Source organism: Catenulispora sp. EB89 (genome assembly GCF_041261445.1).
Classification (GTDB): Bacteria; Actinomycetota; Actinomycetes; order Streptomycetales; family Catenulisporaceae; genus Catenulispora.
This window is the reverse complement of the sequence record NZ_JBGCCU010000009.1, coordinates 136,636-161,359: the sequence shown is the minus strand read 5'-3', so window position 1 is coordinate 161,359 and position 24,724 is coordinate 136,636. Positions and strand designations below refer to the sequence as shown.

The 24,724-nt window shown below is 70.8% G+C and carries 20 protein-coding genes; 6 read left to right on the top strand and 14 right to left on the bottom strand.

Annotated features, from left to right (window positions below):
* The first annotated feature begins 18 nt into the window (after positions 1-18).
* Positions 19-1,659 (top strand): phosphodiester glycosidase family protein, encoded by a 1,641-nt coding sequence (locus ABH920_RS21160; protein WP_370350778.1) that lies wholly within the window; start codon positions 19-21, stop codon positions 1,657-1,659.
* Between the two features lie 91 nt (positions 1,660-1,750).
* Here the strand turns inward: ABH920_RS21160 and ABH920_RS21155 are convergent, their stop codons facing one another.
* A complete protein-coding gene (locus tag ABH920_RS21155; protein ID WP_370350777.1) occupies positions 1,751-2,413 on the bottom strand; it encodes a response regulator in 663 nt (220 codons plus the stop codon).
* Positions 2,410-3,633 (bottom strand): sensor histidine kinase, encoded by a 1,224-nt coding sequence (locus tag ABH920_RS21150; protein WP_370350776.1) that lies wholly within the window; start codon positions 3,631-3,633, stop codon positions 2,410-2,412. Before ABH920_RS21150 ends, ABH920_RS21155 begins: the two co-directional genes overlap by 4 nt.
* Before the next feature lie 143 nt (positions 3,634-3,776).
* Between ABH920_RS21150 and ABH920_RS21145 the strand changes: the two genes are divergently transcribed.
* The 3 genes from ABH920_RS21145 to ABH920_RS21135 all read left to right on the top strand — a co-directional run bounded on the left by ABH920_RS21145 (position 3,777) and on the right by ABH920_RS21135 (position 6,056).
* A complete protein-coding gene (locus ABH920_RS21145) occupies positions 3,777-4,520 on the top strand; it encodes an ABC transporter ATP-binding protein (RefSeq protein ID WP_370350775.1) in 744 nt (247 codons plus the stop codon).
* A gap of 77 nt (positions 4,521-4,597) precedes the next feature.
* On the top strand, positions 4,598-5,560 hold the full coding sequence (locus ABH920_RS21140; protein WP_370350774.1) for a hypothetical protein: 963 nt from the start codon (positions 4,598-4,600) through the stop codon (positions 5,558-5,560).
* An 85-nt stretch (positions 5,561-5,645) separates the two neighbouring features.
* Positions 5,646-6,056 (top strand): winged helix-turn-helix transcriptional regulator, encoded by a 411-nt coding sequence (locus ABH920_RS21135; protein WP_370350773.1) that lies wholly within the window; start codon positions 5,646-5,648, stop codon positions 6,054-6,056.
* A gap of 753 nt (positions 6,057-6,809) precedes the next feature.
* Here the strand turns inward: ABH920_RS21135 and ABH920_RS21130 are convergent.
* The 9 genes from ABH920_RS21130 to ABH920_RS21090 form a co-directional block, all read right to left on the bottom strand.
* Positions 6,810-8,264: a hypothetical protein gene (locus ABH920_RS21130; protein ID WP_370350771.1), complete on the bottom strand. Its 1,455-nt coding sequence runs from the start codon at positions 8,262-8,264 to the stop codon at positions 6,810-6,812.
* 128 nt (positions 8,265-8,392) lie between these two features.
* On the bottom strand, positions 8,393-9,421 hold the full coding sequence (locus ABH920_RS21125) for a hypothetical protein (protein ID WP_370350770.1): 1,029 nt from the start codon (positions 9,419-9,421) through the stop codon (positions 8,393-8,395).
* A gap of 160 nt (positions 9,422-9,581) precedes the next feature.
* Complete coding sequence (locus ABH920_RS21120; protein WP_370350769.1) at positions 9,582-10,250, bottom strand: response regulator; 669 nt, start codon at positions 10,248-10,250, stop codon at positions 9,582-9,584.
* Positions 10,247-11,518, bottom strand: coding sequence for a sensor histidine kinase (locus tag ABH920_RS21115; protein ID WP_370350768.1), 1,272 nt, complete (start codon positions 11,516-11,518; stop codon positions 10,247-10,249). Before ABH920_RS21115 ends, ABH920_RS21120 begins: the two co-directional genes overlap by 4 nt.
* 37 nt (positions 11,519-11,555) lie before the next feature.
* Positions 11,556-12,341: an ABC transporter permease gene (locus ABH920_RS21110; protein WP_370350767.1), complete on the bottom strand. Its 786-nt coding sequence runs from the start codon at positions 12,339-12,341 to the stop codon at positions 11,556-11,558.
* Complete coding sequence (locus tag ABH920_RS21105; protein WP_370350766.1) at positions 12,341-13,243, bottom strand: ABC transporter permease; 903 nt, start codon at positions 13,241-13,243, stop codon at positions 12,341-12,343. The genes ABH920_RS21110 and ABH920_RS21105 overlap by 1 nt, the downstream gene beginning before the upstream one ends.
* Positions 13,240-14,178 carry an ABC transporter ATP-binding protein gene (locus ABH920_RS21100; protein ID WP_370350765.1) on the bottom strand — a complete coding sequence of 313 codons (939 nt, stop codon included), beginning with the start codon at positions 14,176-14,178 and terminating at the stop codon, positions 13,240-13,242. Before ABH920_RS21100 ends, ABH920_RS21105 begins: the two co-directional genes overlap by 4 nt.
* Before the next feature lie 219 nt (positions 14,179-14,397).
* Positions 14,398-17,607, bottom strand: coding sequence for a glycoside hydrolase family 3 C-terminal domain-containing protein (locus tag ABH920_RS21095; RefSeq protein ID WP_370350764.1), 3,210 nt, complete (start codon positions 17,605-17,607; stop codon positions 14,398-14,400).
* Between the two features lie 297 nt (positions 17,608-17,904).
* The gene (locus ABH920_RS21090; RefSeq protein ID WP_370350763.1) at positions 17,905-18,798 is read right to left on the bottom strand and encodes an NAD-dependent epimerase/dehydratase family protein; all 894 of its coding nucleotides are present in this window, start codon (positions 18,796-18,798) and stop codon (positions 17,905-17,907) included.
* A gap of 134 nt (positions 18,799-18,932) precedes the next feature.
* On the opposite strand from ABH920_RS21090, the gene ABH920_RS21085 reads away from it, so the two are divergent.
* Complete coding sequence (locus ABH920_RS21085; RefSeq protein ID WP_370350762.1) at positions 18,933-19,910, top strand: GlxA family transcriptional regulator; 978 nt, start codon at positions 18,933-18,935, stop codon at positions 19,908-19,910.
* Here the strand turns inward: ABH920_RS21085 and ABH920_RS21080 are convergent.
* The 3 genes from ABH920_RS21080 to ABH920_RS21070 all read right to left on the bottom strand — a co-directional run bounded on the left by ABH920_RS21080 (position 19,852) and on the right by ABH920_RS21070 (position 23,418).
* The gene (locus ABH920_RS21080; protein WP_370350761.1) at positions 19,852-20,715 is read right to left on the bottom strand and encodes an alpha/beta fold hydrolase; all 864 of its coding nucleotides are present in this window, start codon (positions 20,713-20,715) and stop codon (positions 19,852-19,854) included. The two genes, ABH920_RS21085 and ABH920_RS21080, sit on opposite strands and share 59 nt — an antisense overlap.
* Before the next feature lie 80 nt (positions 20,716-20,795).
* Positions 20,796-21,479 (bottom strand): TetR/AcrR family transcriptional regulator, encoded by a 684-nt coding sequence (locus ABH920_RS21075; protein ID WP_370350760.1) that lies wholly within the window; start codon positions 21,477-21,479, stop codon positions 20,796-20,798.
* 70 nt (positions 21,480-21,549) lie between these two features.
* Positions 21,550-23,418 (bottom strand): alkaline phosphatase family protein, encoded by a 1,869-nt coding sequence (locus ABH920_RS21070; protein ID WP_370350759.1) that lies wholly within the window; start codon positions 23,416-23,418, stop codon positions 21,550-21,552.
* Positions 23,419-23,762: 344 nt separating this feature from the next.
* Between ABH920_RS21070 and ABH920_RS21065 the strand changes: the two genes are divergently transcribed.
* A complete protein-coding gene (locus ABH920_RS21065; RefSeq protein ID WP_370350758.1) occupies positions 23,763-24,674 on the top strand; it encodes a restriction endonuclease in 912 nt (303 codons plus the stop codon).
* Positions 24,675-24,724 lie beyond the last annotated feature (50 nt).

Sequence of the window (24,724 nt, the reverse complement as noted above, 5' to 3'; positions counted from 1 at the left end):
ACCGAGTCAGGGGATCACATGTCGAAGCAGCACCACCGTCCGTCCACGCCGGTCGGCGCGCGCCGCCGGGGCGCACTCACGGCGGCAGCCGTGCTCGCGCTGTCCGTGCCGCTCGCGGCGTACAGCGCGACCACGGCGCAGGCGCAGGCCGTCACCGCCTTCAGCCCGGGATCCGCCACCAGCCTCGGCCACGAGCAGTGGACGACGAAGACCGTCGCGCCCGGCGTCCAGGTCAGCACCGTGACCATCAAGAACCCCGGCGTGGCCCCGTTCTGGACCGTCACCCTCGAACAGCCGGTCACCAGCACCGTCACCGGCAGCCCCGCCAACGCCGAGGTCGCCGCGCAGTCCTGGGCCCAGACCACCGCCGCGCAGCTCCAGGCCCACGGCTTCCAGGCCCGCGTCGAGGCCGTCCAGTGGCCGCACTACGCGGACACCCCGCACGGCCTGATGGGCTACCGGGTCCGGGTCGGCCAGTTCCCGACGCAGGCTGCCGCCGGCACCGAGCTGACCGCGGTCAAGGCCGCCGGGTTCACCGCCCTCACCGAGTGGACCGGCTACGACGTCCAGACCCCGGCGGACGTGGAGAACATCCACGTCGCGGTGATCAACCCGCGCGCCTTCGCCGGCAAGGTCGAGGCCACCCACGACGGCAACGTCGCGCAGCGCCTGACCACCTCCTCCGTCGCCGCGCAGCTGGGCTCGCTGGTCGGCGTCAACGGCGGGTTCTTCATCACCTCCAACAGCGACGGCGTGCAGGGCACGCAGTCCGGGCTCGGCGTCTACGACGGCGAGCTCGAGTCCCTGTCCTCCGGATCCCGCGGCGCCCTGGTGATCAAGGACGGCGGCAAGCACTTCGAGGTCGCCAACCTGAGCAGCACCGCCTCGGTCCGCGCCGGCTCGGCGGTCTCGCAGATCCAGGGCATCAACCGGGTGCCCGGCCTCCTGCGCGACTGCGGCCGCCCCAACGCGGTGCCCACCACGCACCCCGTTCAGGACATCACCTGCACCGAGGCCGACGACCTGGTGCTGTTCACGCCGGAGTTCGCGACCGCGCTGCCGACCGGCGCCGGGGCCCAGGTCGTGCTCGACGGGGCCGGCACGGTCGTCTCGGTCGGCGTGCGCGGCGGCTCGGTCCCGGCCGGCGGCACCGTGCTCCAGGGCATCGGCACCGCCGGCACCTGGCTGACCGCGCACGCGGTGGTCGGGCACCGCCTGTCGGTCGACGAGTCGGTGACCGACGCCGCGAACGGCCACCACCTGCGCCTGTGCGCGAACGACAGCATCGTCAGCGCCGCCCCGGTCCTGATCCACGACGGCCGGATCGCCATCGACGCGGCGGCCGAGGGCGTCGTCAAGCCGCAGGACCTGTCCTACAACTTCCAGTGGGCCAACGCGCGCCAGCCGCGCACCATGGCCGGCACCGACGCCAAGGGCGACCTGCTCCTGGTCACGGTCGACGGCCGCCAGACGGCCGGCAGCGAGGGCTTCACGCTGTACGAGGAGGCCGAGTTCATGCGCTCGCTCGGCGCGGTGCAGGCGCTGAACCTCGACGGCGGCGGCTCCACGGCGATGGCCGTTGACGGGCAGCTGGTCAACAACCCGTCGGACGCCACCGGTGAGCGGCCGGTCGGGGACACGGTCCAGGTGCTGCCGTAACCGACGCCGACGCCGACGCCGATGCCTATGCCTATGCCTTAGCTGCGGTTACCGCCGCAGGGACCGTCACGACGTCGTCGGCCTAGTCAGCTCAAGCAGGCTTGACCAGGCCGGCGTCGTAGGCGGCGATCACCAGCTGCGCCCGGTCGCGCGCGTCCAGCTTCATCAGCAGCCGGCCGATGTGGGTTTTGGCTGTGGACAGGCTGACGTGCAGATGCGCCGCGATCTCGTCGTTCGACATGCCGAGGCCGACAAGCGTCAGCACTTCGCGTTCGCGGTCGGTGGTGTCCTCCAGGACGCCGAGCGGGCGCCGCGCCGGCTCCGGTCGCCGCGTGAACTCCTCGATGAGGCGCCGGGTGACGCTCGGCGACAGCAGTGCCTCACCGGCCGCGACGACGCGGATCGCGGCCAGCAGGTCGGCCGGCGGCGTGTCCTTGAGCAGGAAGCCGCTGGCGCCGGCCCGCAGAGCGGTGAAGACGTACTCGTCGATGTTGAAGGTGGTCAGGATCAGGACCCGGATAGGCGGATTCGGCGCCGCGGCGGTGATCCGGCGCGTCGCCTCGATGCCGTCCATGCCGGGCATCCGGATGTCCATCAGGACGACGTCCGGGTGTTCGCGCTCGGCGAGCTCGACCGCCTCGGCCCCGGTCGCCGCCTGACCGACCGACGACAGGTCCGGCGCGGAGTCCACGAGCAGGCTGAAGCTGCCACGCACCAGCGCCTGGTCGTCGGCCACCAGGACCCGGACGGTCATGATCCGGCCTCCGTCAGCGGGAGCCGGGCCGACACCCGGAACCCCCGGCCGGGCAGCGGTCCGGCGTGGAAGTCGCCGCCGTACATGGTGATCCGCTCGCGCATGCCGACGATGCCGTGGCCCAGGCCCGAGATCCGGCCGCCAGCTCCGGCCTGGCCGTCGTCCGTCACCTCCACGGTCAACGCCTCCTCCTCGTAGCCGACGGTCACCCGGCAGGCGTCCGTCGCGGCGTGCTTGACCACGTTGGTGATCGCCTCCTGGATCACCCGGTACGCGGCCAGGTCGATCCCTCCGGAGACCTCGGCCTGCTCACCGCGGAGCTCCAGCTCGACCCGCAGTCCCGCCTCCGCCGCCCGCGCCACGAGTTCACCCAGGTCAGCGAGCCCCGGGACGGGAACCAACCCGGGTTCGGACCGCACGATACCGTCCCCGCTCTCGTCAGCCCGCAGCATCGCCAGCAACGCTCGCATCTCGCGCAGCGCACCACGGCTGGTCGTCTCGATCGAGGCCAGGGCGCGCGCCGCCTCGTCGGGGTTCGACTTCACGACGTAGTTGGCGACGCCGGCCTGCACGGCTATCAGGCTGACGGTGTGCGCGACGACGTCGTGCAGCTCGCGGGCGATCTGCAGCCGCTCTTCGCTGCCGATGCGGCGGGCCTCGGCGAGTTGTTCGCGCACTTCCTGCGCGGCTTGTTCCTGTGCCTTGGCGGTATAAGCACGTTGCTGCTGGAACGCGTAGCCGGCCAGCCAGGCGGCGACGACGTAGACGCCGCTCTCCGTCGCCAAGCGGCCGATGTCGCCGCCGCTGGCGTTGCCGGGGCCTGCGGCGTAGGCCGCGAACCCGGCTCCGACGGCGAGCACGGTCGCCAGGAGCAGCCGCAGCGCCTCTCGCCTCGGGAACCGCAGCGGGATCAGAGACGCGGCGTAGCAGGCCGCGAGCGGGATGTAGACCGGAGCGTTCTTCGCGGTGCCGGCGATGGCCAGTGTCGAGCCGACCACGACGACCGCGAGGGCGGTACGCGGCCAGAGCCGGCGCACGGCGACGGGAAGGGACGCCAGGAGCAGGATGACGACGGCGAGCCATCCCGGGTAACGCAGATACGGCACCTTGCCGCCGACCGCCGTCAGAACCGCGACCGCGCCGTCGACGGTGGCCCACTGCCACGGCCGCAGGCGCAGTCGCGCCAGGCGGGTGACCAGCGGCGGGCTGTAAGCGTCCATGCCATGACGGTACCGGCGCAGCACTCACGAGCGCGTCGGCCTCAGAGACGATATCTCCCGTCGTACTTCAGGCCAGATGTCAGCCCCGAGGTCGATGCCAGGGTCCGACGACTCACGGCGTCGCCCACGGCACCTTGGATTCCATGACCACCGCCATCGAAACCCGCCAGCTGGGCAAGCGCTACCGCAGCCGCTGGGCCCTGACCGACTGCACGCTGAGCATCCCGGCCGGCCGCGTCGTCGGCCTCGTCGGCCCGAACGGCGCCGGCAAGACCACGCTGCTGAACCTGGTCACCGGCCACCTGGCCCCGGACGCCGGGACGATCCAGGTCCTCGGCGGGAGGCCCGGGAGCGGCCCGGGGCACCTGGCGAAGGTCGGCTTCGTGGCGCAGGACACGCCGACGTACCTCGGGCTGTCCGTGGCCGACCACCTGCGGCTCGGCGCGCGCCTGAATCCGCGCTGGGACAGGGCTTATGCCGAGGAGCGGATCAAACGGCTGGCGCTGGATCCGCGGCGGAAGGCGGGGCGGCTCTCGGGAGGGCAGCGTGCGCAGCTGGCGCTGACGATGGCCATTGCCAAGCGTCCCGAGCTGCTGATTCTGGACGAGCCGGTCGCTTCGCTGGATCCGCTGGCCCGGCGCGAGTTCCTGGACGAGCTGCGCGAGGCGGTTGTGGAGCGTGCGACGACGGTCATGCTCTCCTCGCACCTGGTCTCGGATCTCGAAGGGTTCTGCGACTACTTGGTGGTGATCGCCGCGTCGCGTATTCAGGCGGCGGGGTTGGTTGCTGACTTGTTGGCTGCGCAGGGCGCACCTGGCGACTTGGAAGACCTGGTGCTGGCACATATGAGCCGCGCCTCGCGTTCGGAAGTGGAGACTCAGCGATGATGTGGCTTGTCTATCGGCAGTTCCGTGTTTCGGCCGTCGTTGCCGCTGCTGTTGTCCTCGCGTTCGGTGTCGCGCTTGTGGCGACCGCGTCGGGACTGTCAGGGCTCTACGATGCCAGCGGCCTGACGTCGTGTGGCGCGTCGTGCACGGCGGCGACGACCCACTTTCTCGCGGCGATGAAGGCGGACGCGGTATATCCGGCGCTGTATTTCATCGGCCTCGGGCTGCTGCTGCTCGCGCCGGCGCTGATCGGTGCGTTCTGGGGCACGCCGATGATCACGCGTGAGGTGGAGGGACGGACGCTGCGGTTCGTGTGGCATCAGAGCGTCACGCCGACGCGCTGGGCCGTGATGAAGATCGCGGTGCTGGGGCTGGCGAGTATGGCGTTCGCCGGACTGGCCAGCCTCGCGCTGAGTTGGTGGGCCGGGCCGATTGATGCGGCGGGCGGTTTTCCGGTCGGGGGCGGGTCACAGGGCGTCGGAACACAGATCAGCCGATTCCAGAAGATCGTGTTCGACGCGCGGGGTGTCGTGCCGCTGGGGTACGCGGCGCTCGGGTTCGTGGTGGGAGTCGTGCTCGGGGTGCTGGTGCGGCGAACCGTGCCGGCGATGGCGGCGACGCTGGTGGTCGTGGCGGCGGTGCAGTTCGTCGTGCCGACGTGGGTGCGGCCGCATCTGGTCGCGCCGACCACGATCACCGGCCCGGCGCTGACGGCCTCGGATCTGCGCTCGGCGCAGTTCGGGAACGAGGGGCAGGTGACGGTGCCGGTCGACATCCGCGGGGCGTGGATCGTCACGGACCGGACCGTCACGCCGGACGGGCGTGGGTTCAGCCTGCTGCAGACGTCGCAGTGCACGAATCTGGGAATCGCGCAGACCGACGACTGCCTGGGGACGCTGGGGCTGCGGCAGGTGGTGACGTATCAGCCGGCGGACCGGTTCTGGGAGTTCCAGGGGATCGAGACGGCGATGCTGTTGGGTGCAGCACTCGCGGTGGCCGCCGGCGGGGTGGTGTGGATACGGAGGGTGCGGCTTTCGTAGCGGCGCATGGTTCCGCTGAGCGGTAGCTCACTGTCGGGAAGCAGCAGCTCCTCGGTAAAGTAGCCGCCCAGCGGAAAGAAGTGAGGTGAGGGCTGTGGAGTCTGTCGCGACCGTGACCGAGGCACCCGCATACGACCCGTTCGCGCAGGGCTGCCCGTCGCGGGACCTGCTCGACCGGATCGGCGACAAGTGGTCGATCCTCGTCCTCGGCGCACTCGGACAGAACGGTCGCTCCCGCTTCACCGACCTGCGCAAGCGCCTGGCAGGCGTCAGCGAGAAGATGCTGACGCAGACCCTCCGCGCACTGGAACGCGACGGCCTGGTCCTGCGCACGGTGTACCCGGAGGTACCGGTGCGGGTCGAGTACGAGCTGACGCCCCTGGGCGTGACCCTGCGCGGACCGGTGAAGGCGCTCACGGAGTGGTCGCTGGAGCACACGACGGAGGTGCTGGCCGCACGCGAGGACTACGACGGGCGGGCGAGTCGGGTCGGCTGACACGCCGCCAGCGCAAGGCCTCTCGCGACGACAGAGGAGCCGGCCGCCGCCCCCGCGGTATCCGGCGCATACTCGTGAACGCGCCGACCCCGGATCGCGCGCCTCGCGCCAGGCCAGCCGCGCGCCGCCAGCGCCACTGGCTTCCGGCCCGCGCAGCCTCGCCCGGACCGCGCACAGCCAACCCGAGTCGTGCGCGACGCGCTGGGCTGGCTGGGCGCCGCTGGCGCCACCAGCTTCCGGCCCGCGCAGCCCCCGCCCAGACCGAACACGGCCAACCCGGATCGTGCACGTCGCACTTGACCGGCTGAGCGCCGCCGGCGTCACCAGCTTCCGATCCGCGCAGCCCCCGCCCGGACCGCGCACGGCCAACCCGGATCGTGCACGTCGCACTTGGCCGGCCGGGCGCCGCCGGCGTCACCAGCCTACGGCCCACGCAGGCCCCGCCCGGAACGAACACGGCCAACCCAGGTCGTGCACGTCCCACTTGGCCAGCTAAGCGCCACTGGCGTCACCAGCTTCCGGCCCGCGCAGCCTCGCCCGGACCACGCACGGCCAACTCCGGATAGTACGCACGCGCCGCGCTGGCCGACTACCCGCCGCCGGCGCTATCGGCTTCCGACTCGCCCCGCCCCGTGCAGGGCCAACCCCGGATCATGGGCATTGCGCTGGGTCGGCTGCTCGCCACCAGCGCCACCAGCTTCCGGCCCGCACTGCACCAGCCCTGCGAGCTGGCAAGCTGGCCGCCGCCCCGACTCACAGCATCGTCGTCAGCGCATCGATGATGATCTGCTCCGGGCTCGTACTGGCCGTGCTCGGCGGCCGGTAGAAGTGGCCGAGCCAGCCGTAGATCGACATGGCGCCGCCGGCGATGCCGGGGAAGTCGACGTCCCAGCCGCAGGCGTAGTGCAGGGCGCCGCCGGAGGCCAGTAGTTCGTCGGAGGGGATGTAGGTCGGGATCTCGTTGGCGTAGCCGGCGACCCAGATGCCGTTGGAGCCGCCGTGCCGGTTGCGGAAGTAGACGCCGTAGCCGGACACGAGTTCGCCGCCGGTCAGGGCGATGTCGAGGGGGCCGGCGGCGCCGGGGAGGTTCCAGGTCTGGAGCGGGAGCGGGATGGCGGTCTGGAACGAGTGGGCGTCGATCTGGCCGATCATCACCTCGGCGTGCCGCTGGTAGTAGCCCGTGTAGCCGGCCGTTGTGCTGGTCTGGCGGACGACGTAGTCGGCCCGGACCGCGGCGAGGTTGGCCGGCGTGTCCGTGATGTCCAGCGGCAGGCTGACTTCCTGGTAGGCGGTGCTGATCGGACCGCTCACCGAGCGTCCGGGGGTGGCGATCGCGTTGATCACCGTCTGGCCCAGGTCGCTGCCGAGGCTCTGGGACAACGGCCAGTCGCGGCCGTTCACCGGCGGATCCTGGTCCCCCGCCGGGCCGGTGAGGAACTGCGCGAAGGCCCCGGTCGCGTTCTCCAGCAGGGAGCAGGCCACCCCCGGATAGTCCGGATCGAACAGCGTCTGCCCTCCCGCCGACACCGGATGGCACCCGTAGCCGAACAGCACCGCCAGCGGGCTGCCGCCGGTACTGCGCGCGACCAGCACCGGGACGTCGACCTCGACGTACGGCAGGCCTTCCCGGTTGTAGGCGAAGTTCTCGTTGGCGACCTGGTAGTCCAGCGTGCACGGGACCTGCACCGCGCCCAGCGTGTTGCTCACCAGGCTCACGATGGTGTCCTCCAGCTCCGCGCTGTAGGACTCGACCGCGTTCATCACGTCGGAGCCGGGCTGGATGTTGTAGCTGATATACGGGTTCAGCTCGTCGATCAGCACCGGCCCGTTGTGGGTGTGGGTGGCGGTCAGGATGAAGTCGGAGTTGGCGATACCGAGCGGGACGACCCGAGAGCGGATGGCCTGGTGCATCGAGCGGGGAAAGGCCAGCACGTCGGCAGTGACGATCACATTGGGGAAGCCGTTGTCCCAGAAGATCGTGCAGCGCGCGAACAGCGGCGCGTTGCTCCCCTGCGCCAGCCGGGGCGAGTCGACACCGTACCCCGCCATGGCCAGATCGGCGGTGGGGGTGATGTCCACCTTGCCGAACGAAACCGCCATCGGCACCGCGGCGGCCTGCACCGAACCGGCCAGGAGATTCGGCGCCACGACGGCTCCAGCGGCGGCCGCCGCCGTGCCGACCAGCACGCGTCGTCGAGAAATGGCCATTCAAAGCCCCCATGATTCGGATCTCACGCCCGGCAGGCCCGAACGATCGGCCGGCGGCCGCGCCTCTGCCTCAGGACCCTGTCGCACATATTATCGAGCCGATACGGGTCTTTACCAGGGCCTGTTTTCTAGCCCGCCAGGCCGACCTCCTGGAGCAGGCGGCTGCCGTCGTAGTTGGTCGTGAGCTGGAGGCCGGGGACGACCGGGCGCAGGTTCAGGCTGTTCAGGCAGGCCGCGATGGAGTTCGCCACCGGTAGGAAGGCGGTCATGGCCGCGTTGGCTCGGTCGGCGTTCATCAGGCGTTTGAGCTTGAGCGGGACCACGAACAGGCCGGCCGGGTAGTAGATGCTCAGGGCGGTCGTCGCCCACTTGGATCTCAGGACCTTGACGTCGCCGGCCTGCTGGGTCAGGGAGTCGATCACGATGCGCGCCGACTGGTAGGCCTGCTCCAGCCAGTAGCGGGCGTCGTCGGGGCGGCCGAGGGCGAGCCAGACGAGCGCCAGGTGCAGCTCGACCATGGTGCGTTCCTGGACCGAGGAGGCCAGTGGCTGGGCGTCGTAGAAGCGGTCCTTGGCGGTTTCCAGGAGGCGGTGGCTCTCCTCGGCGTGGGCGGCGAGCCGGTGTGCTTCGCTCAGCAGTAGGCGGCCGGCTCGGTAGGGGCCCTCTTTCAGGAGTTTGACGTTCGTGTCGATGCTGTGCAGGACCCGCGACTGCTCGTCCTCGATGGCGTAGAGCGACTTGACCAGCTCCAGGACCTGGTCGCCGCCGGGGACGGCGGAGGTGAGGGCGTCGCTCAGGGCCGAGTGGACCGGTCCGAACTTCGCGACGCTGGCCGCCAGGCCGAACCACTTCGCCGCCGGATCGGGGCCGGAGAACGTCACGGCCGGGAGTTGTTCGTCGTGCTTGCCGGTCCGCTGGCGGGCCCACTGGGCGACCTTCAGCAACTGCTCGTCCAGCTTCGAGCCGGTGGCCGAGGGCGGTGGCGCCGGCGGCCCCGGGGCCGGGGCCGGGCCCGGGGCAAATGCCGGGGCAGGGACGTCCACCCAGAACTGCCACCCGGGAGGAGCCGGCGGCCAGCTGCGGTCCGGCTGCCAGCCCGGATCGGGGACCCAGCCCTCCGGAGGAGTCGGCCAGCCGGGCGGGACATTGAAGCGCATTGACGTGCCCACTCTCGCGACGAGACGCTCCGGCGGAGTCCGATCGGCAGTCAAGGTAGCAGGAGTTCCGGCCGGTGTCGGCGGATGCGGGGATTCACCCTAATCGCGGCGTGACCTGGGGTTATACACCGGTTGAGAGGTGGCCGCCGCGGGCCTGGCCCTACCGTCCGCGCGGCTGGACCAACCCCGACTCGTACGCGGCCACCGCGGCCTGCAACCGGTCGCGGACACCCAGCTTGGCCAGGATGTTCTGCACGTGGGACTTCACCGTGGACTCGGCCAGGTGCAGCGCGGAGCCGATCTCAACGTTCGACAGTCCGCGCGCGACCAACAGCAGCACGTCCACCTCGCGCGCGGACAGCAGCGCGCGCAGTTCGGCGCCGCCGGAGGGGTCGGGTTGATCGGCGGCCATGCGCTCCAGCATTCGGCGGGTGACCGGGGGTGCGAGGATCGCGTCGCCCGCCGCGATGACGCGGACCGCCTCCACGAGTTGGTCGGCGGTGGCGTCCTTGAGTAAGAAGCCTGATGCACCGGCACGCAGGGCGTCGGCGACGTAGTCGTCGAGGTGGAACGTGGTGAGCATCAGGATCCTGGTGGCGTGCGGACCGGGGCCGGAGCACAGTGACCGCGTCGCGGCGACGCCGTCCAGGCGCGGCATGCGGATGTCCATCAGCGCGACGTCCGGGCGCAGGCGGCGGACGGCCTCGACCGCCTCGGCGCCGTCGGCGGCCTCCCCCACGACCTCCATGCCCGGTTCGGACTCGATGATCGCACGCAGGCCGGAGCGGACCAGGTGCTGGTCGTCGGCGATCAGGACGCTGATGGTCATCGGGAGTCCTCCTCGGGGAGCGGGATGACCGCCTCCACTTCGAATCCGCCGCCGTTGATGCCGGGGCCGGCGCGCAAAGTACCGCTGTAGATCGCCACCCGCTCGCGCATCCCGACGATGCCGTGCGCGGCGCCGGACGCCGGGCGGGTCGGGCCAGCCGAGCCGGTCGGGCCAGTCGAGCCGGTCGAACCAGTCAAGCCGGTCGCGCCGTTCGGGCCGCGACCGTCATCGAGCACTGACACCCGCACCGACCCTCGCCCCGGCTCGACGGTGACGGCGGCCGTCGCGCCAGGGCCGGCGTGCTTGAGCACGTTGGTCAGCGACTCCTGCACGATCCGGTACACCGCCAGCCCGACGCCCGGCGGCAGCTCGGCCGGCGGCGCGTCCAGGCGGACCGGCAGCCCGCCGGACTCGAAGCGTGCGACCAGCTCCGCCAGGTCGTCCAACCCCGGCTGCGGGCTCATCTCGGGCTCGGCGTCCGGACGCAGGACGGCCAACACGCGCCGCATCTCCGCCAGCGCCTCCCGGCCGGTCGCCGAGATCGTCGCCAGGAACGGCGTCACCGCGTCCGGGTTCGTCCGCGCCGAGCGCGTGGCCGCCTCGGCCTGCACGGTGATCAGGCTGATCGAGTGGCCGACGACGTCGTGCAGCTCGCGCGCGATCCGCAGCCGCTCCTCGGCCACGGCGCGCGCCGCGCGCTCGCCTTCCTCGGCCTCCAGCCGGGCCGCGCGCTCGACCAGCTCGGCGATGTAGGCGCGCCGGGTGCGCAGCGCGTAGCCGAGGATCCACGCCGACACCACGGCCAGGCCGACGCTGTTGAGGCCGTTGCCTCGCGCGTCGGGGGCGAGGTTCGCGGCGGAGAGCGCGAGGGCGGAGGCTGCCGTGATGGCCGCGCCGGCGACCGGGAAGCGGGCACGGCCGGTGCGCTCGGCGCCTTCGGCGTCCTCGGCGTCCTCGGTGGGAGCCGCGCCGCTGTCCCAGTACACCGCTACCGCGTAGGCGGCGAAGAACGTGCCCACCCCCGCGCCGCCGGCCGGGTAGCCGCCGACCGTCAGGAGGAAGGCCACGGCCGTGGTCGCGGCCAGCGCCGCGACCGGCGCGCGCCGCCGGGCCAGCAGGAGCAGGCCCTGCACGACGGCCAGCGCCGGGATCGCCGCGCGCGGCAGCCAGGAGGCCAGCGTGTCGGTGGCGCCCAGGCCGGTGGCCGCGGCGGCGAGGGCGCAGACGAGCCAGTCCAGGCCGGCCTGGCGTCGTCTGCCCGTGCTCACGAGGTCCATCATGCCCGCGTCGGTCCCGGCCGGCCCGTCAGGCGTCGCGGCGCCGCAGCACCAGCGCCGCGAGCGTCCCGAGGCCGACGACCCAGACGGCGAGCAGGGCCCAGGCCGGGCCCGCGGTGACCAGGTCGGCGGTGTGCGCGTGCCACATGGACTCGCCGACGTTGGACGGCAGGTAGGGCACGGTGTGCCGCCACAGCCCGGTGTGCGGCAGCTGGTCGACCATCACCGGCAGCATCAGGAAGAGGGCGAAGACGCTGGTCATCGCCACGGCGGTGCTTCGGGCCAGGGCGCCGAGGAAGACGCCGCACAGGCCGGTGCCGGTCAGGTACGCCACCGCGCCCAGGACGTGCCCGAGCACGCCGGGGTCGCCGATGTGCACCGTCGGCACGTGCCCGCTGAGCAGGCCTTGTCCGACGAAGAACGCGGCGAGGCAGACCACTGCCGACGCGGCCAGCGCGAGCGCTCCTAGCAGCACGGCCTTGGCGGCGAGGACGAGGACGCGTTGCGGGGTGGCGGCGAAGGTGGTGCGGATCAGGCCGTTGCCGTACTCGCTGGTGACGACCAGGGCGCCGAGGACGCCGAAGAAGAGCACGCCGATCCGCAGGAAGCCGAAGTTGACGGTGAGCGGGTCGAAGGTGGCTCGGTCGGAGGCGCTGACGTCGTTCCAGTGCGTGGCGTAGTTGGAGCAGACCAGGGCGGCCAGGGTGATGCAGAACACGGCTGCGACCAGCAGCGTGACCGGCAGCGACCGGAGCGAGCGGAGCTTGATCCACTCGCTGGCGAGCACGGCCTGGGCTCGGCGGGCGGGGCTCATCAGACGTCCCTCCTTCGGATCGTGACGAACGCCGCCGTGGCGGTGGCCGCGACGTAGGCGGCGAAGAGGGCGAAGCCCGGCCAGGCGCCGAGGTTGTGGCCGCCGTGGTCGAGGTGCCAGATCTGGAAGCCGGCCCCGGCCGGCGAGAACTCGCTGATGAGCTCGCCGGTCTTGCCCGGAAGCAGGGCCAGGATCACCGGCAGCACCATCATGACGCCGACCAGCGCGGCGAGCGAGGCGGCGGTGCGGCGCAGCAGCACGCCGAGGAACAGGCCGAACAGGCCGATGCCGGTGAGATAGAGGCCGCCGCCGAAAACGGCCGTGAGCACACCGGGATCGCCGAGCCCGACGCGCGGCACCGGCGCGGTGAGGAACGCCCGGCCGACGAGGAACGCGCCGAAGGACAACACGGTGCACCAGACCCAGACGACGCCGCCGAAGATCAGCGCCTTCATCGCCAGCACCTGCCGCCGCTGCGGGGTGGCGATGAACGTGCCGCGGATCAGGCCGCTGGTGTACTCCCCGGTCACGGTGATGACGCCGAGCGCGCCGACCAAGAGCTGCGCGACGACGATGCCGCGCAGGGTGACGTCGCCGGGGTCGAAGGACGCGCGGTCGGCGGCGGTGTAGCCGCTGCGGTAGCCGATGCCGACCAGCCAGGCGCCGAGGAGCATGGCGAGGAGGGTCGCGATCAGGACGGCGGGGCCGGAGCGGACGGAGCGGAACTTGATCCACTCGCTGTCGGCGGTGGCGCGGAGTCTGGTGGCGGCGGGGGTCGCAACGGTGGTGGAGATGGCATCTGGCGCCGGCCCGCCGGACCTACCAGAGTTGCGACCGGAGTTGCGACCGGAGTTGCGACCGGAGTTGCGACCCAGTGCGGCTGTGCTGATGCGCGCATTCATGCCGACACCGCTTCCGCCATCGCCGTCGCCGGCCCCGGCACCCGATACTCGACACTCTCGCCGGTGAGCCGGAAGTAAGCCTCCTCCAGCGAAGCCGTCACATCATGCAGCTGATGCAGCACGTGCCCACGCGCCGCGGCCAGTTCCCCGATGCCGACCGAGCCGAGGCCGGAGACCGCGAGCGTGCCGTCGGGCTCGATCGTGACCTTCGCGCCGACCGCGCGCAGGTCCGCGGTCAGGCGGCGGGGGTCGGCGGCGCGGACCTCGACGCGTTCGGCGGAGTGGCGGGCGATCAGTTCCGACAGCGGTGTGTCCGCCAGCAGCCGGCCGCGGCCGATCACCAGCAGGTGGTCGGCGGTCAGCGCCATCTCGCTCATCAGGTGGCTGGACACCAGCACGGTGCGGCCCTCGGCGGCCAGCGAGCGCATCAGGGTCCGGATCCACAGGATGCCGTCCGGGTCCAGGCCGTTGACCGGCTCGTCGAACAGCAGCGTGCCCGGGTCGCCGAGCAGCGCGGCGGCGATGCCCAGCCGTTGTGCCATGCCGAGGGAGAAGCCGCCGACCCGCTTGCGCGCCACCGACGTCAGCCCGACCTCCTCCAGCACCTCGTCCACGCGCCCGCGGCTGATGCCGTTGGCGGCGGCCAGGCTGTGCAGGTGGTTGTACGCCGAGCGCCCCGGGTGCACCGCACGCGCGTCCAGCAGCGCCCCGACGTCGTGCAGCGGCCACACCTTGCCCCGGTAGTCGCGGCCGTCGATGGTGACGCTCCCGGCCGTGGGCAGGTCCAGCCCGAGGATCATCCGCATGGTGGTCGACTTGCCGGCCCCGTTCGGGCCGAGGAATCCGGTCACCAGCCCGGGCCGTACCTGGAAGTCGATGCCGTCCACCGCGGTCTTGTCGCCGTAGCGCTTGGTCAATGCCGTCGCCTCGATCATGAGGCCCTCCTGCAGCTCATGACCTCGACGGTAGGGAGACGGCGACCGGCCCCACCTCGTCCGGAAGGTGGAATCCGGCGGCGGACGGCCGGAAACCTCCTCCTTAGGAGGGAGTGGAAGCGGCAGCGACGCTTGTTGCCCGCTCATACAAAGCACACAAGCCGGCCCGCGCCCCTGAACAGCGAGGCACGGGCCGGCCAGAATCGGCTGCCTACGACATCACGGCAGTACCCATTTCTGGTTCGCGCCGCCCCCGCAGTCCCAGATCTGCAACTGCGTGCCGGAGCCGCCGGACCCGGTGTCGTCCAGGCACCGGCCGGAGTGCGGGTTCACCAGCTCGCCGTTGCTCTGCGCCTGCCACACCTGCGCGACGGTGTTGTTGCAGGTGTAGAGCTGCACGTGCGTACCGTTCGCCGTACCGGCGGCGGCCACGTCCAGGCACTTGCCCAACGCCTGAAGCGTCCCGTTGGCCTCCACGGTCCACTGCTGAGCGTTGGTCCCGTTGCACGTGTACACCTGCACCGGCGTGCCGTCGGCGTTACTGGCGCTCCGCACGTCCACACACAGCCCCTGGTACCCGGTGATCTGCCCGGACCCGGTCCCCGTGGACGACCCCGCCGGGGACTTCCACACCTGGTTCGCCGCGCCGGAGCAGTCGTAGATCTCGGCCTTCGTCCCGGACAACCCGGACCCGGTGTCGTCCAGGCAACGCCCGGACGCCGGGTTGCGCAACGTGCCGTCGGACTGCGGCTGCCACTGCTGGGCACCGCTGCTGTTGCACGTGTACAGGTCCACGGCCGTGCCGTTCGCGGTGCCGCCGGCGGCGACGTCCAGGCACTTGCCGAGCGAGTGCACCGTCCCGTCGGCCTCCTCGGTCCACTGCTGCGAGTTGGTCCCGTTGCAGGTGTACACCTGCACCGCCGTGCCGTCGGCGTTGTTCGCCGAGGACACGTCCAGGCACAGCCCCTGGTACCCCACCAGCGGCGTCGTCGGGACACCGGCCGTCGAAGGCGTGACGGTCCACACGAACGACGTCGTGGCCTGAGCCCCGTTGCCGTCGGTGGCGGTGACGCTGACCGTGCTCGTCCCGGCCGTGGTCGGCGTGCCGGTGATCTGTCCCGAGGAGGAGATCGACACGCCGGCCGGCAGCCCGGTCGCGGTGAACGCCGGAGTCTGGCCGGCGGTGGAGTCGCTCGCGGCGACCTGCACCGACACGGCCGTCCCGGCCTCGCCCTCCTGCGGCCCGGGGCTGGTGACGCTTACCGGCTGGCCGAGCTGGTTGGCGGCGACCGACAGCGTGCCGGACAGTGTCAGAGCACTGGCGGAGTCGGCGTCACCGACGGAGATGCCGTAGTTGCCCGTGCTGGTGGCCCAGGCGTTCGTGCTCGCGTTCCAGTAGCGCAGGTTCTGCTCGGTCACCGGGAAGGAGACCGTCTGGCTCTGGCCCGGCTGCAGGTTCACCCGCGCGAAACCCTCCAGCTGGCGCGGCGGCTGGCCGGAGGCGGCCGGGTCGCTCACGTACAGCTGCGCGACGTCGGCCCCGGCGCGCGAACCGGTGTTGGTCACCGTCGCCGTCACGGTCGCCGCGCCACCCTGTGGCAGGGAGCTGATGTGCAGGTTCGAGAACGAGAAGCTGGTGTACGACAGGCCGTATCCGAACGGGAACAACGGCGTCAGGCCCTTGCTGTCGTACCAGCGGTAGCCGACGTCGACGCCCTCGGAGTACTGCACCTGGCCGTTGACGCCCGGCCACTGCGCGCTGGTGTTCGCAGGAACCTGCGACAGCGAGGTCGGGAACGTCACCGGCAGGTGGCCGGAGGGGTTGGTCGCGCCGAACAGGATGTTCGCGATCGCGGTGCCGTCACTCTGACCCGGGTACCAGGCCTCCAGCACGCCCTTGACCGAGGACAGCCACGGCATGGTGACCGCCGAGCCGGTGTTCAGGACCACGATCGTGTTCGGGTTCGCGTTCGCGACCGCCGAGATCAGCGAGTTGTTCGCACCCGACAGGTCGATGCCCGACAGGTCGCTGCCCTCGGACTCGGAGGTGCTGACGAAGACCACTGCGACGCTGGAGCTCGCGGCCAGCGAAGCGGCCGAACCGCTGTTGCTGCCGTCGTTGTAGTTCACGGTCGTCCCCGCGGGCGCGGCGCTGGTGATCCCCTGAAGCGGAGTGACCGTGCCACTGGAGTTGACCGACGCGCTGCCGCCGCCGGCGCTCTGCACGCTGGTCGAGGCGTCGGCGCCGATGACGGCGATCGAGCTGTCCCCGGAGCCGAACGGCAGCACGTTGCCAGAGTTCTTCAACAGCACCGTGCCCTGCTCGGCCAGGTGCTCCCCGGTCGCCTGGTTCGCGGAACTGGTCGCGGTCGCGGCCGGTGAACCCCCGGGCGGCCTGTCGAACAGTCCGAAGGCGAATTCCTCGGTGAGGATGCGGGAGACCGACGTGTCGATCGCGGACTGCGCGACCTGGCCGGAGTTGACCGCGGATATCAGGGAGCTGCCGAAGTACGTGTTGTCGCCGGGCATGTCCTGGTCCAGGCCCGCGTTCACCGACGCCGCGCCGGAGTGCGTCGCGCCCCAGTCGGAGGTGACGAAGCCGCTGAAGCCGAACTGCTGGCGCAGGTCCGTGTTCAGGATGCCGGGGTTCTCACACGCGTAGGTGCCGTTGATGGTGCTGTAGGAGCACATCACGGAGGACGCAGCACCCTGCTGCACCGAGGTCTGGAACGCCGGAAGGTAGATCTCCTGCAACGTCTGGTTGCTGGCGATCACGTTGTCCGACGGGGTGTTGCGGTTGGTCTCCTGGTTGTACGCGGCCAGGTGTTTGACCTGCGCCATCGTCCCGGTGGACTGCACGCCGCGGATGTCGGCCGCACCCATCTGGCCATTGAGATAGGGGTCCTCGCCGACGGACTCGAAGGCCCGGCCCCAGCGCGGATCGCGGACGATGTTGATGGTCGGGCCCAGGTCCACCGTGGAGCCCTTGGCCGCCTCCTCGGCGCCGATGGTCTGTCCGAAACTCTGCTCGGCGGAGGTGTCGAAGGTGGCTGCGACGTCCACCGGCGCGGGGAGCTGGGTGACGTTGTTCATGCCGTCGGCGACGCCGGCCGGGCCGTCCTCCAGGTTCATCGCCGGGATGCACAGCGCGCCGATCGACGGCGTGAAGCCGACGTAACTCGAACCGCCGGATCCGGTCATCAGCTGAACCTTCTGATCCAGCGTCATGTGCGCCAGGAGTTGGCTCACGCGTTGCGGGATCGGCGCGCTCGACCCCACCCACGGACACGCCGTGGACGCGGCCGCCGCGACCGGCGCGGCCCGCACGCCCGGCGCCGCGGAGTAGGTCGCGATGGCGGACGCGGCCAGCGCGGCCAGCGAAAGCGTGACGCGGGCCCGGCGGAGCCGGGGTCTTGCAGTGCTCGACATGGTGCCTCCCAGGCATGCGACAGCTGTGCGACGAGCTGAGTCGGCGCGCTGAGGGAGAGCGCTGCCGTGGAACGGCGGCTTGATCGCCGTGGGCACGTTTGTTATCGGCATCAACAAACAGTGCGGTAACCCGGATGAAACACCTGTGACGACAGGCTGTCAATGCCCGGCTCAAGTGCGTGAATCAGCGTCGATGGGGCTTTCACCAGGGCTTATGCACGGAGATCGGCGCGCGGCCGCGCGCGGTTACGGAACTCGGGCGGGGCCCGGCGGAGGGGTTCGCCGGGCCCCGCTCCGTCAGGCCAGCACCTCCTCCAGCGGGGTCGGGGTCAGCCCGAACCGCTCGCGGATCCGGCTGGAGTCGACGAGGAAGTCGTGGTGCGACATGTGCGAGGTCTCCTCGAACTCGGCCCAGATCGGCGAGGTCAGGGACAGCAGGGCGATGTCGCGTTCGGTCAGCGTCTCCAGGCGCGGCGCGGGTGCTCCGGCCTGCTTCGCCAGGACGGTCGCGACCTCGCGCACGGTCGCGTTGGTGGCCGGGGCGTGCCAGGCGTGGCCGAAGGCGTCGTCCTCGCGCGCGAGCGTGACCAGGGCCCGGGCCGCGTCCTGGATCGAGGTGTAGCCGGTCGACGTGTCGATCGCGGCGGGAGTCAGGACGAGCTGTCCGGCGAGGACGTTCGGCGTGACGGTGAAGGTGAAGGAAGAGAAGGCGCCCGGGCCGAGGAACTGTCCGGCCCGTATCTCGGTGGCCCGCACGCGGCCGGCCTCGTGCGCCGCCAGGGCTTCCTGCCACATCTGGGCCCTGACACGCCCCTTCGGGCCGGTGGCGAGCAGCGGCAGGTCTTCGGTGACGGGGCCGGTGACCGGTCCGTAGGCGTAGAGGTTGCCGAGCATCACGTAGCGCGCGCCGCCGCGCTCGGCCGCGCCGAGGATCGCCCGGAACAGCGGCGGGACGGTCTGCGGCCAGTCGTTGTAGGCCGGCACGGCGCAGTTGAAGACGGTAGCGGCGCCCTGGCAGATCTCGGCCAGCGGCTCGGCGTCGGTGGCGTCCAGGGCGACGGGCTCGACGAGTTCGTGGTCTGCCGACGTGCCGCGGCGGCTGATCAGGCGGACCGGTTCGCCGGCTGCGGCGAGCAGGTCGGCGGTGGCCAGCGCGGTGGCGCCGGCGCCGATGACGACGTGGAAAGGCATGGCTGTGCTCCGGTTTCGAAAGGGGGATCGCCCGCAGGAACACGCGAACGTGTCCGGGGCGCTGCTCCCACTGTGCGGTCCGGGCCCCGGTCCGCAGCAGTGCCACGGCGGCCAAGCAACCGGAGGATCCGGCCATGTCCAAGCCCTTGCATCGGGTGGTGTTCGTCGCGGTGCCACCGGTCATGGCGCACGATCTGTCGATGGCGCAGGCGGTGCTCTCCGAGGCCGGACCGGCCGGGGCGGGGCGCGGCGCGTACGAGCTGCGGGTGACGACGCCGGATCCCGGGCTGGTCGCCACGGTCATGGGGCCGGACCTGGTGATTCGCGACGGTTTGGAGCAGGTGGCGCTCGCGGACACCGTGTTCGTCGTCGGCGGTGCGGCTCGGCCGGACGTCGATGAGCGTGTCTATACCGTTCTGCGCGAGGCTGCTGCGGCGGGGCGGCGCGTCGTCGGGTCCTGCACGGGTGTCTTCGTGCTGGCGCGGGCCGGATTGCTCGACGGACGCCGCGCCACCACGCACTGGCATCTGCTCGACCAGCTCGCGCGGGACTTCCCACGGATCACGGTCGAGCGCGACGCCTTGTACGTCGTCGACGAGCCGGTGCTCACTTCGGCGGGAGCGGCTGCCGTCGTCGAGCTGTGTCTGCACCTGATCCGTAGCGACCACGGCGCGGCGGCCGCTGCGGTCGCGGGCAGTCTTGCCGTGGCCGGCCCGGCGCGGCCTGCCGATCAGCCACAGCCGAGCATGGCCCAGCCGGCATCGAACGCTGAGCGTTCCCTGGCTCATACGAGGAAGTGGGCACAGTCACGGCTAAACGTGCCGATCGGGCTCGGGGACCTGGCCGCGCACGCCAATGTCAGCGAACGAACACTCACCCGCCGCTTCCACGCCGAGACCGGACTCAGCCCTCTGCAATGGCTGCTGCATCAGCGTATTGATCTGGCGCGGCAGCTGCTGGAGACCACGGATCTGACGATGGACGGCGTCGCTCACCGCAGCGGGCTGGGGAGCCCGGACTCGCTGCGGCGCCACTTCGTGACCCGGCTCGGGGTCACGCCGAGCGCGTATCGGACACGGTGGCGTCCAGGAAGCGTCGGAGCTCCGTCGTGAGCCGGGCCGGCTGGTCGAGGGGGATCAGGGTGTAGCACTCCTCGATCTCGACCAGGCGGGCGCCGGGAAGGAGTTCGACGAGGCGACGGCCGTGGTCCGGAGGCATCACCCGGTCGTCTTGTGCCCACACGACCAGCGTCGGGCGGTCGAAGCGGGCCAGCTTCTCGGCGGCGTCGACGAGCAGGTTCGGGTCCTTCGCGGCGGCGCGCAGGACGCGGACCGTGTCGCGGCGGATCTCCGGCTGCCGCCAGATCGGCCGCATCCAGCGTTTGACGACGGCGTCGCCGCGCTTGGTCAGCCAGCCGAACGCCAGCGGGAGCCGGCGCACCGGCTTGAGCCGCATCTGCTGCATGAACAGCCCGAACAGCGTCGGCGGGAGCTTGCCGGTGCGGAAGAGCGTGCGGCCGGTCAGGCCCGGCGGGAAGTTGTCGAACGCGTCGCAGGACACGAGGACGACGCGGCTGATCCGCTCCTGCGGACCCTCGGCCATCAGCAGCTGGACCAGCGCGCCGCCGGTGTCGTTGCCGACGAGGGTGACGTCGCGGAGGTCGAGGGCGTCCAGGAACTCGGCGACCAGGGCGGCGATGCCCCGGGGCGACAGGTCGGCCTGCTGGTGCATGCCTTGGCGATGCGCGCCCAGAGGGAGGACGGGGACGAGGCAGCGGTGGTCCGGGGCCAGGGCGTCGGCGACGGAGGTCCAGAGCGTCTCGTCCATGAGCAGGCCGTGCAGGAAGACGACCGGGGCGCCGGGGCCGCCGCGGTCTTCGTACTCGATGACGCCCGCGGAGAGCTCGATCTCGTGCATGGGTGACACCTCCTGGGTAAAGTGAACCACATGGTTCGCAACTGTGCACCGGCAGGAGGTCGGGCGTCACCGTGTGCGCGTCAGTCGGCGGCCTCCTCGCGCTCCAGCATCCGCAGCAGCGCCTCGAAGCCGGCCTCGCCGCCGCTGCCGCCGTCCGTACCTCCGGTGCGCCGCTGGACCAGGAAGCCTCGAAGCGCGGCGAAGACCAGCTCGGCGATCTCGTCCTTGCGCTGGTCGCTCCACTGCGGCGGACACATGTCGCGCAGCGCCGGCAGGAAGTGGCCGGCGGCGTCCACGGCGATCGCGCCGTGGCGTTCGGGGTCGTACATCGCCAGGCCGAGCGCCTGGTCCAGCGCACGCTGTCCCTCTCCGGTGCCAGTCAGCACCGGCCAGACCGCGCGGACCCGGCCGGCCAGGGATTGGTCGCTACCCGGCGCGGACGCGGCGGCCAGGGACGAGGCCAGGCGGCGCTCCCGCAGCAGCTCGACGGACTCGCGGAGCAGGTCTTCGGCGCCGGCGAAGTGGTAGAGCAGCACCTTGTGGGTGGTGCCTGCCGCCTTGGCCGCGCGGCGCAGCGAGAAGTCGACGAGGCCGTGCTCGGCGAGGTCGTCGGTGACGAGGGCGAGCAGTTCGGCGCGGCGGGCCTGGGCTCGGGGGGTGCCGGCGGAGCGGCGGTAGCCGGCGGGGGCGGCGCTGTCGGCGCTGGTCGCGGCACCGCTGCCGGCGTTGTTGGCGTGGTCGGCGTGGTCGGAGTCGTCGTTCACGCCCCAAGCTTCCCCGATGCACGTCGGTCCGAGCTCGACAACGAGCCCGGACCGACGTGGCGGCGTGGCGCTAACTCAGGGTCAGCGTCACCGGGCCTGCCAGGATCGAGTACCCGTCGTTGTTGAAGTAGTAGACGTTGTACGTGCCCGGGCCGTAGTTCGCGGTGAACGTGACGCTACCGCTGGTGCCGGGGGTGTACTGCCAGGCGGTCGAGGACTGCGAGCCGGGCGTGTCGCCGGGCTTGTAGATCCCGACCCAGTTCTTGGTGCTGTTCGTGGCCGGCGGCGTGGAGTAGGAGAACGTCACCGACGAGCCGTTCGCCACGCTCGGCGTCGTGGTCGTCAGCGTCGGGCCGGTGCTGGCGGTCCCGCTCCAGGCGTCGTTGACGGTGGCCGCGTAGGCGTCGTTGTTGGTCAGCGGGGCCAGGCCGAGGGCCTTGTCGACGGTGCGCAGCAGGCCGTACTGGTCGGTGCGCTGGGCGCTGGTGTAGCCGGCCTTGACCGTGTTCTGCGATCCGAGCAGGAGGGTCGGGACGCGGTTGGGGTAGCTCGGGCCGTAGGCCTTGGTGGCGCCCTCGTCCCAGGTGAGGATCAGCAGGGACTTCTGCTGGGTCCAGGCCGGGGAGTTGAAGATGGTCGGCAGGGTGGCCTTGAGCCAGTTGTCGCCGGCGGTGACGCCGCAGGACTCCATGTCGTCGCAGTCGTCCGGCTCGAACCAGACGAAGTTCGGGGTGGTCGCGGCCGACTTCAGGTCGGCGGTCATCTGGGTGAGCGGCTGGTCGTGCTGGGCGCAGTAGCCGGTGGAGGACTCGTCGGACTTGAAGTTCTGGAAGAAGGTGAACGGCACGTCGTCGGGGGCGTAGTAGCCGTGCGAGGTGTAGTCGCAGTTGCCGTTCTCGTTCTCGACGTAGGTCTTCCACGTCTTGCCGGCGGCCTCGACGCTGTTGCCGACGTGCGGGGCGTTGATCGTGGTGGTGGCGATGCTGTTGTCGTGCAGGCCGTAGAGGCCGCCGCCGGCGAGGGCGACGTAGTTCGGATCCGAGGGGTGCGTGGTGGCGTAGGCCTGGCTCAGCGAGGTGCCCTTGGACAGCAGGCTGTTGATGTACGGGGCCTGCGAGGTGTTGCCGACGATGCCGGAGTAGTCCTCGTTCTCCATGTAGACCACGAAGACGTGGTCGTAGCCCGGCACCGCGGACGCCGGGGCGGTGAGCGCCGGGGCGGGGACACCGGCGCCGACGGTGAGGGACAGGTCGTCGGCGTAGCCGTCGGTGGTGTCCCCGGCGGTCCAGGTGAAGGCCAGGTCCACCTTGACGGAGCGGGTGCCGGCCGGCAGCGTGCCGCTGGCACTGCGCTGCAGGAACTCGGTGACGTTGCCGCGGTCGCTGTTGGTCACCGGCGCGATGACGGCGGAGCCGAGCGCGGAGCCGGAGGCGCTGAGGAAGGTGGCGGTCATGCCGACGCGGTCGTTCTGACCGGCGTAGCCGCCGAGCCACCCGGACAGGCCGAAGGGCACTCCCCCGGCGTCGATGGCCGAGGCGGCGGCGGAGACGTCAACGGTCTGCGCCAGATCCGAGTTCCCGGTCCCCCCGCCGGCAAAGAACTGGTTGCCCCGATTCGGCGACCCGGGCGTACTGGCATCGGGGTAGCCGGAGGCGCCGTAGCAGACGGCGTTCGGATCGCCGGAGACGATGGTCCACCCCGGCATCGTCATGTCGTCGAGACCGTCCGACGAGCACTGGGCCGCACTCTCGGCACCGGCGTCGACGAGGAGGTTGGCGCTGGTGGCGGCGGCCTTGACCCCGGCAGCCGAGGCGGCGGCATGCGCGGGCCGGGCGGCGCTCACGGAGAGCGCGCCGACCAGCAGCGCCACCGCGGCGGTGGAGGCGAGCAGGAGGGTGCGACCGCCTCTGGCAGTGCGGAGCAGGGACGGAGGAGTCATACGAGATCCTTTCCGTTCGACGAATGTGGCACGGGCACGGAGCTGCCCCACGACTATGGGGACGCCAGGTTGACGGGGCATCCGTGGCCGATGAACGGATCGAAGTTGTATAGCCAACAAATAGTTGTCTGGCCAACTTCGGCCACTTGGCACCGTAGCTCCGATGGAGTCAGTGAGCCAGGGCGTGATCAGTGTTTTTACAGTTCGGCCAGCGCTGGCGCCATGCCAGGGCTCGAACAAGCTAGAACATGAGTCCTCGCTGGAATCCATTTAGGTCTCAATCGGATCCTAAACAGGCCTTACCCGATTGCGCCATTCGAGTGACGGCATGTATGTTCGAACCCATGAGCGTTCCTTGGGAACTAGAGCTTGGTAAGACCTATCGCCGCATCAAGATCCACGAGACCTACGGTGGTCGCCGCCAGGGTGGCATCTCACCCTCCCGTGTCAGTCCGAACGTGATGCTGTTCACCGACCCCACGAAGAACCACAAGCACGGCTACTTCGACGGCTGGGGCGAGGACGGCTACTTCCACTACGCCGGGGAGGGGCAGACCGGCGACCAGAGGATGGTCCAGGGCAACCTGTCGATCTACAACCACGTCGCCGAAGGCCGAGCGCTTCGGTTGTTCCGGATCGTGTCGGTCGGGCAGGCGTTCTACTGCGGCGAGTTCGTCCTGGCTCCTGAAGACCCGACCTACGAAAAGGACGCGCCAGAGACTAACGGCGGACCAGACCGTAAAGTGATCATGTTTCGGCTGGTGCGGACGAAGGACGCACTTCCGCCGTCCGGTGCCGTTGTCTCGCACACGCCGACCTCGATGTTGAACGTGGAAGACGTTGACGTCGAGCAGCACAATACTGAACACACTTCGGTGGACCCGTCCCGCGAGCCTTATGAATCCGAACGACGCGAGGCTGCACTCGTCCAGGCTTACAAGGGCCACCTCGAGCGCGCCGGTCACACTGTGAAACGTAAGCGGATCTACCCGCCCGACGAGGCCAGGCCGTTGTTCACAGACATCCATGACCTCACCACGAATACCTTGGTCGAAGCCAAGGGCAGCGTCACCCGTGAGGCGATCCGAATGGCTATCGGTCAATTGCTTGACTACCGGAGGCACCTGGAGCGGGAGCCGGACCTTGCCGTGTTGGTCCCCACCCGGCCGCGCCAGGACCTGATCAACTTTTGCACCGGGCTGAAGATCTCAGTCGTTTACCAACACGGCAACGGCTTCGACGTGATCGAGCCATAGCAGCGGGCTGATGCGCAGGACGGGCGCCGCGGATACGTGATCAGCACTCG

Excerpts from the sequence above, each read along its gene's own strand:
- ABH920_RS21160 (WP_370350778.1), top strand. The coding sequence starts at position 19 with ATGTCGAAGCAGCACCACCGTCCGTCCACGCCGGTCGGCGCGCGCCGC.
- ABH920_RS21105 (WP_370350766.1), bottom strand. The coding sequence starts at position 13,243 with ATGAATGCGCGCATCAGCACAGCCGCACTGGGTCGCAACTCCGGTCGC.
- ABH920_RS21145 (WP_370350775.1), top strand. The coding sequence starts at position 3,777 with ATGACCACCGCCATCGAAACCCGCCAGCTGGGCAAGCGCTACCGCAGC.
- ABH920_RS21090 (WP_370350763.1), bottom strand. The coding sequence starts at position 18,798 with ATGCCTTTCCACGTCGTCATCGGCGCCGGCGCCACCGCGCTGGCCACC.
- ABH920_RS21080 (WP_370350761.1), bottom strand. The coding sequence starts at position 20,715 with ATGCACGAGATCGAGCTCTCCGCGGGCGTCATCGAGTACGAAGACCGC.
- ABH920_RS21120 (WP_370350769.1), bottom strand. The coding sequence starts at position 10,250 with ATGACCATCAGCGTCCTGATCGCCGACGACCAGCACCTGGTCCGCTCC.
- ABH920_RS21125 (WP_370350770.1), bottom strand. The coding sequence starts at position 9,421 with ATGCGCTTCAATGTCCCGCCCGGCTGGCCGACTCCTCCGGAGGGCTGG.
- ABH920_RS21100 (WP_370350765.1), bottom strand. The coding sequence starts at position 14,178 with ATGATCGAGGCGACGGCATTGACCAAGCGCTACGGCGACAAGACCGCG.
- ABH920_RS21130 (WP_370350771.1), bottom strand. The coding sequence starts at position 8,264 with ATGGCCATTTCTCGACGACGCGTGCTGGTCGGCACGGCGGCGGCCGCC.
- ABH920_RS21070 (WP_370350759.1), bottom strand. The coding sequence starts at position 23,418 with ATGACTCCTCCGTCCCTGCTCCGCACTGCCAGAGGCGGTCGCACCCTC.
- ABH920_RS21155 (WP_370350777.1), bottom strand. The coding sequence starts at position 2,413 with ATGACCGTCCGGGTCCTGGTGGCCGACGACCAGGCGCTGGTGCGTGGC.
- ABH920_RS21065 (WP_370350758.1), top strand. The coding sequence starts at position 23,763 with ATGAGCGTTCCTTGGGAACTAGAGCTTGGTAAGACCTATCGCCGCATC.
- ABH920_RS21085 (WP_370350762.1), top strand. The coding sequence starts at position 18,933 with ATGTCCAAGCCCTTGCATCGGGTGGTGTTCGTCGCGGTGCCACCGGTC.
- ABH920_RS21150 (WP_370350776.1), bottom strand. The coding sequence starts at position 3,633 with ATGGACGCTTACAGCCCGCCGCTGGTCACCCGCCTGGCGCGACTGCGC.
- ABH920_RS21110 (WP_370350767.1), bottom strand. The coding sequence starts at position 12,341 with ATGAGCCCCGCCCGCCGAGCCCAGGCCGTGCTCGCCAGCGAGTGGATC.
- ABH920_RS21095 (WP_370350764.1), bottom strand. The coding sequence starts at position 17,607 with ATGTCGAGCACTGCAAGACCCCGGCTCCGCCGGGCCCGCGTCACGCTT.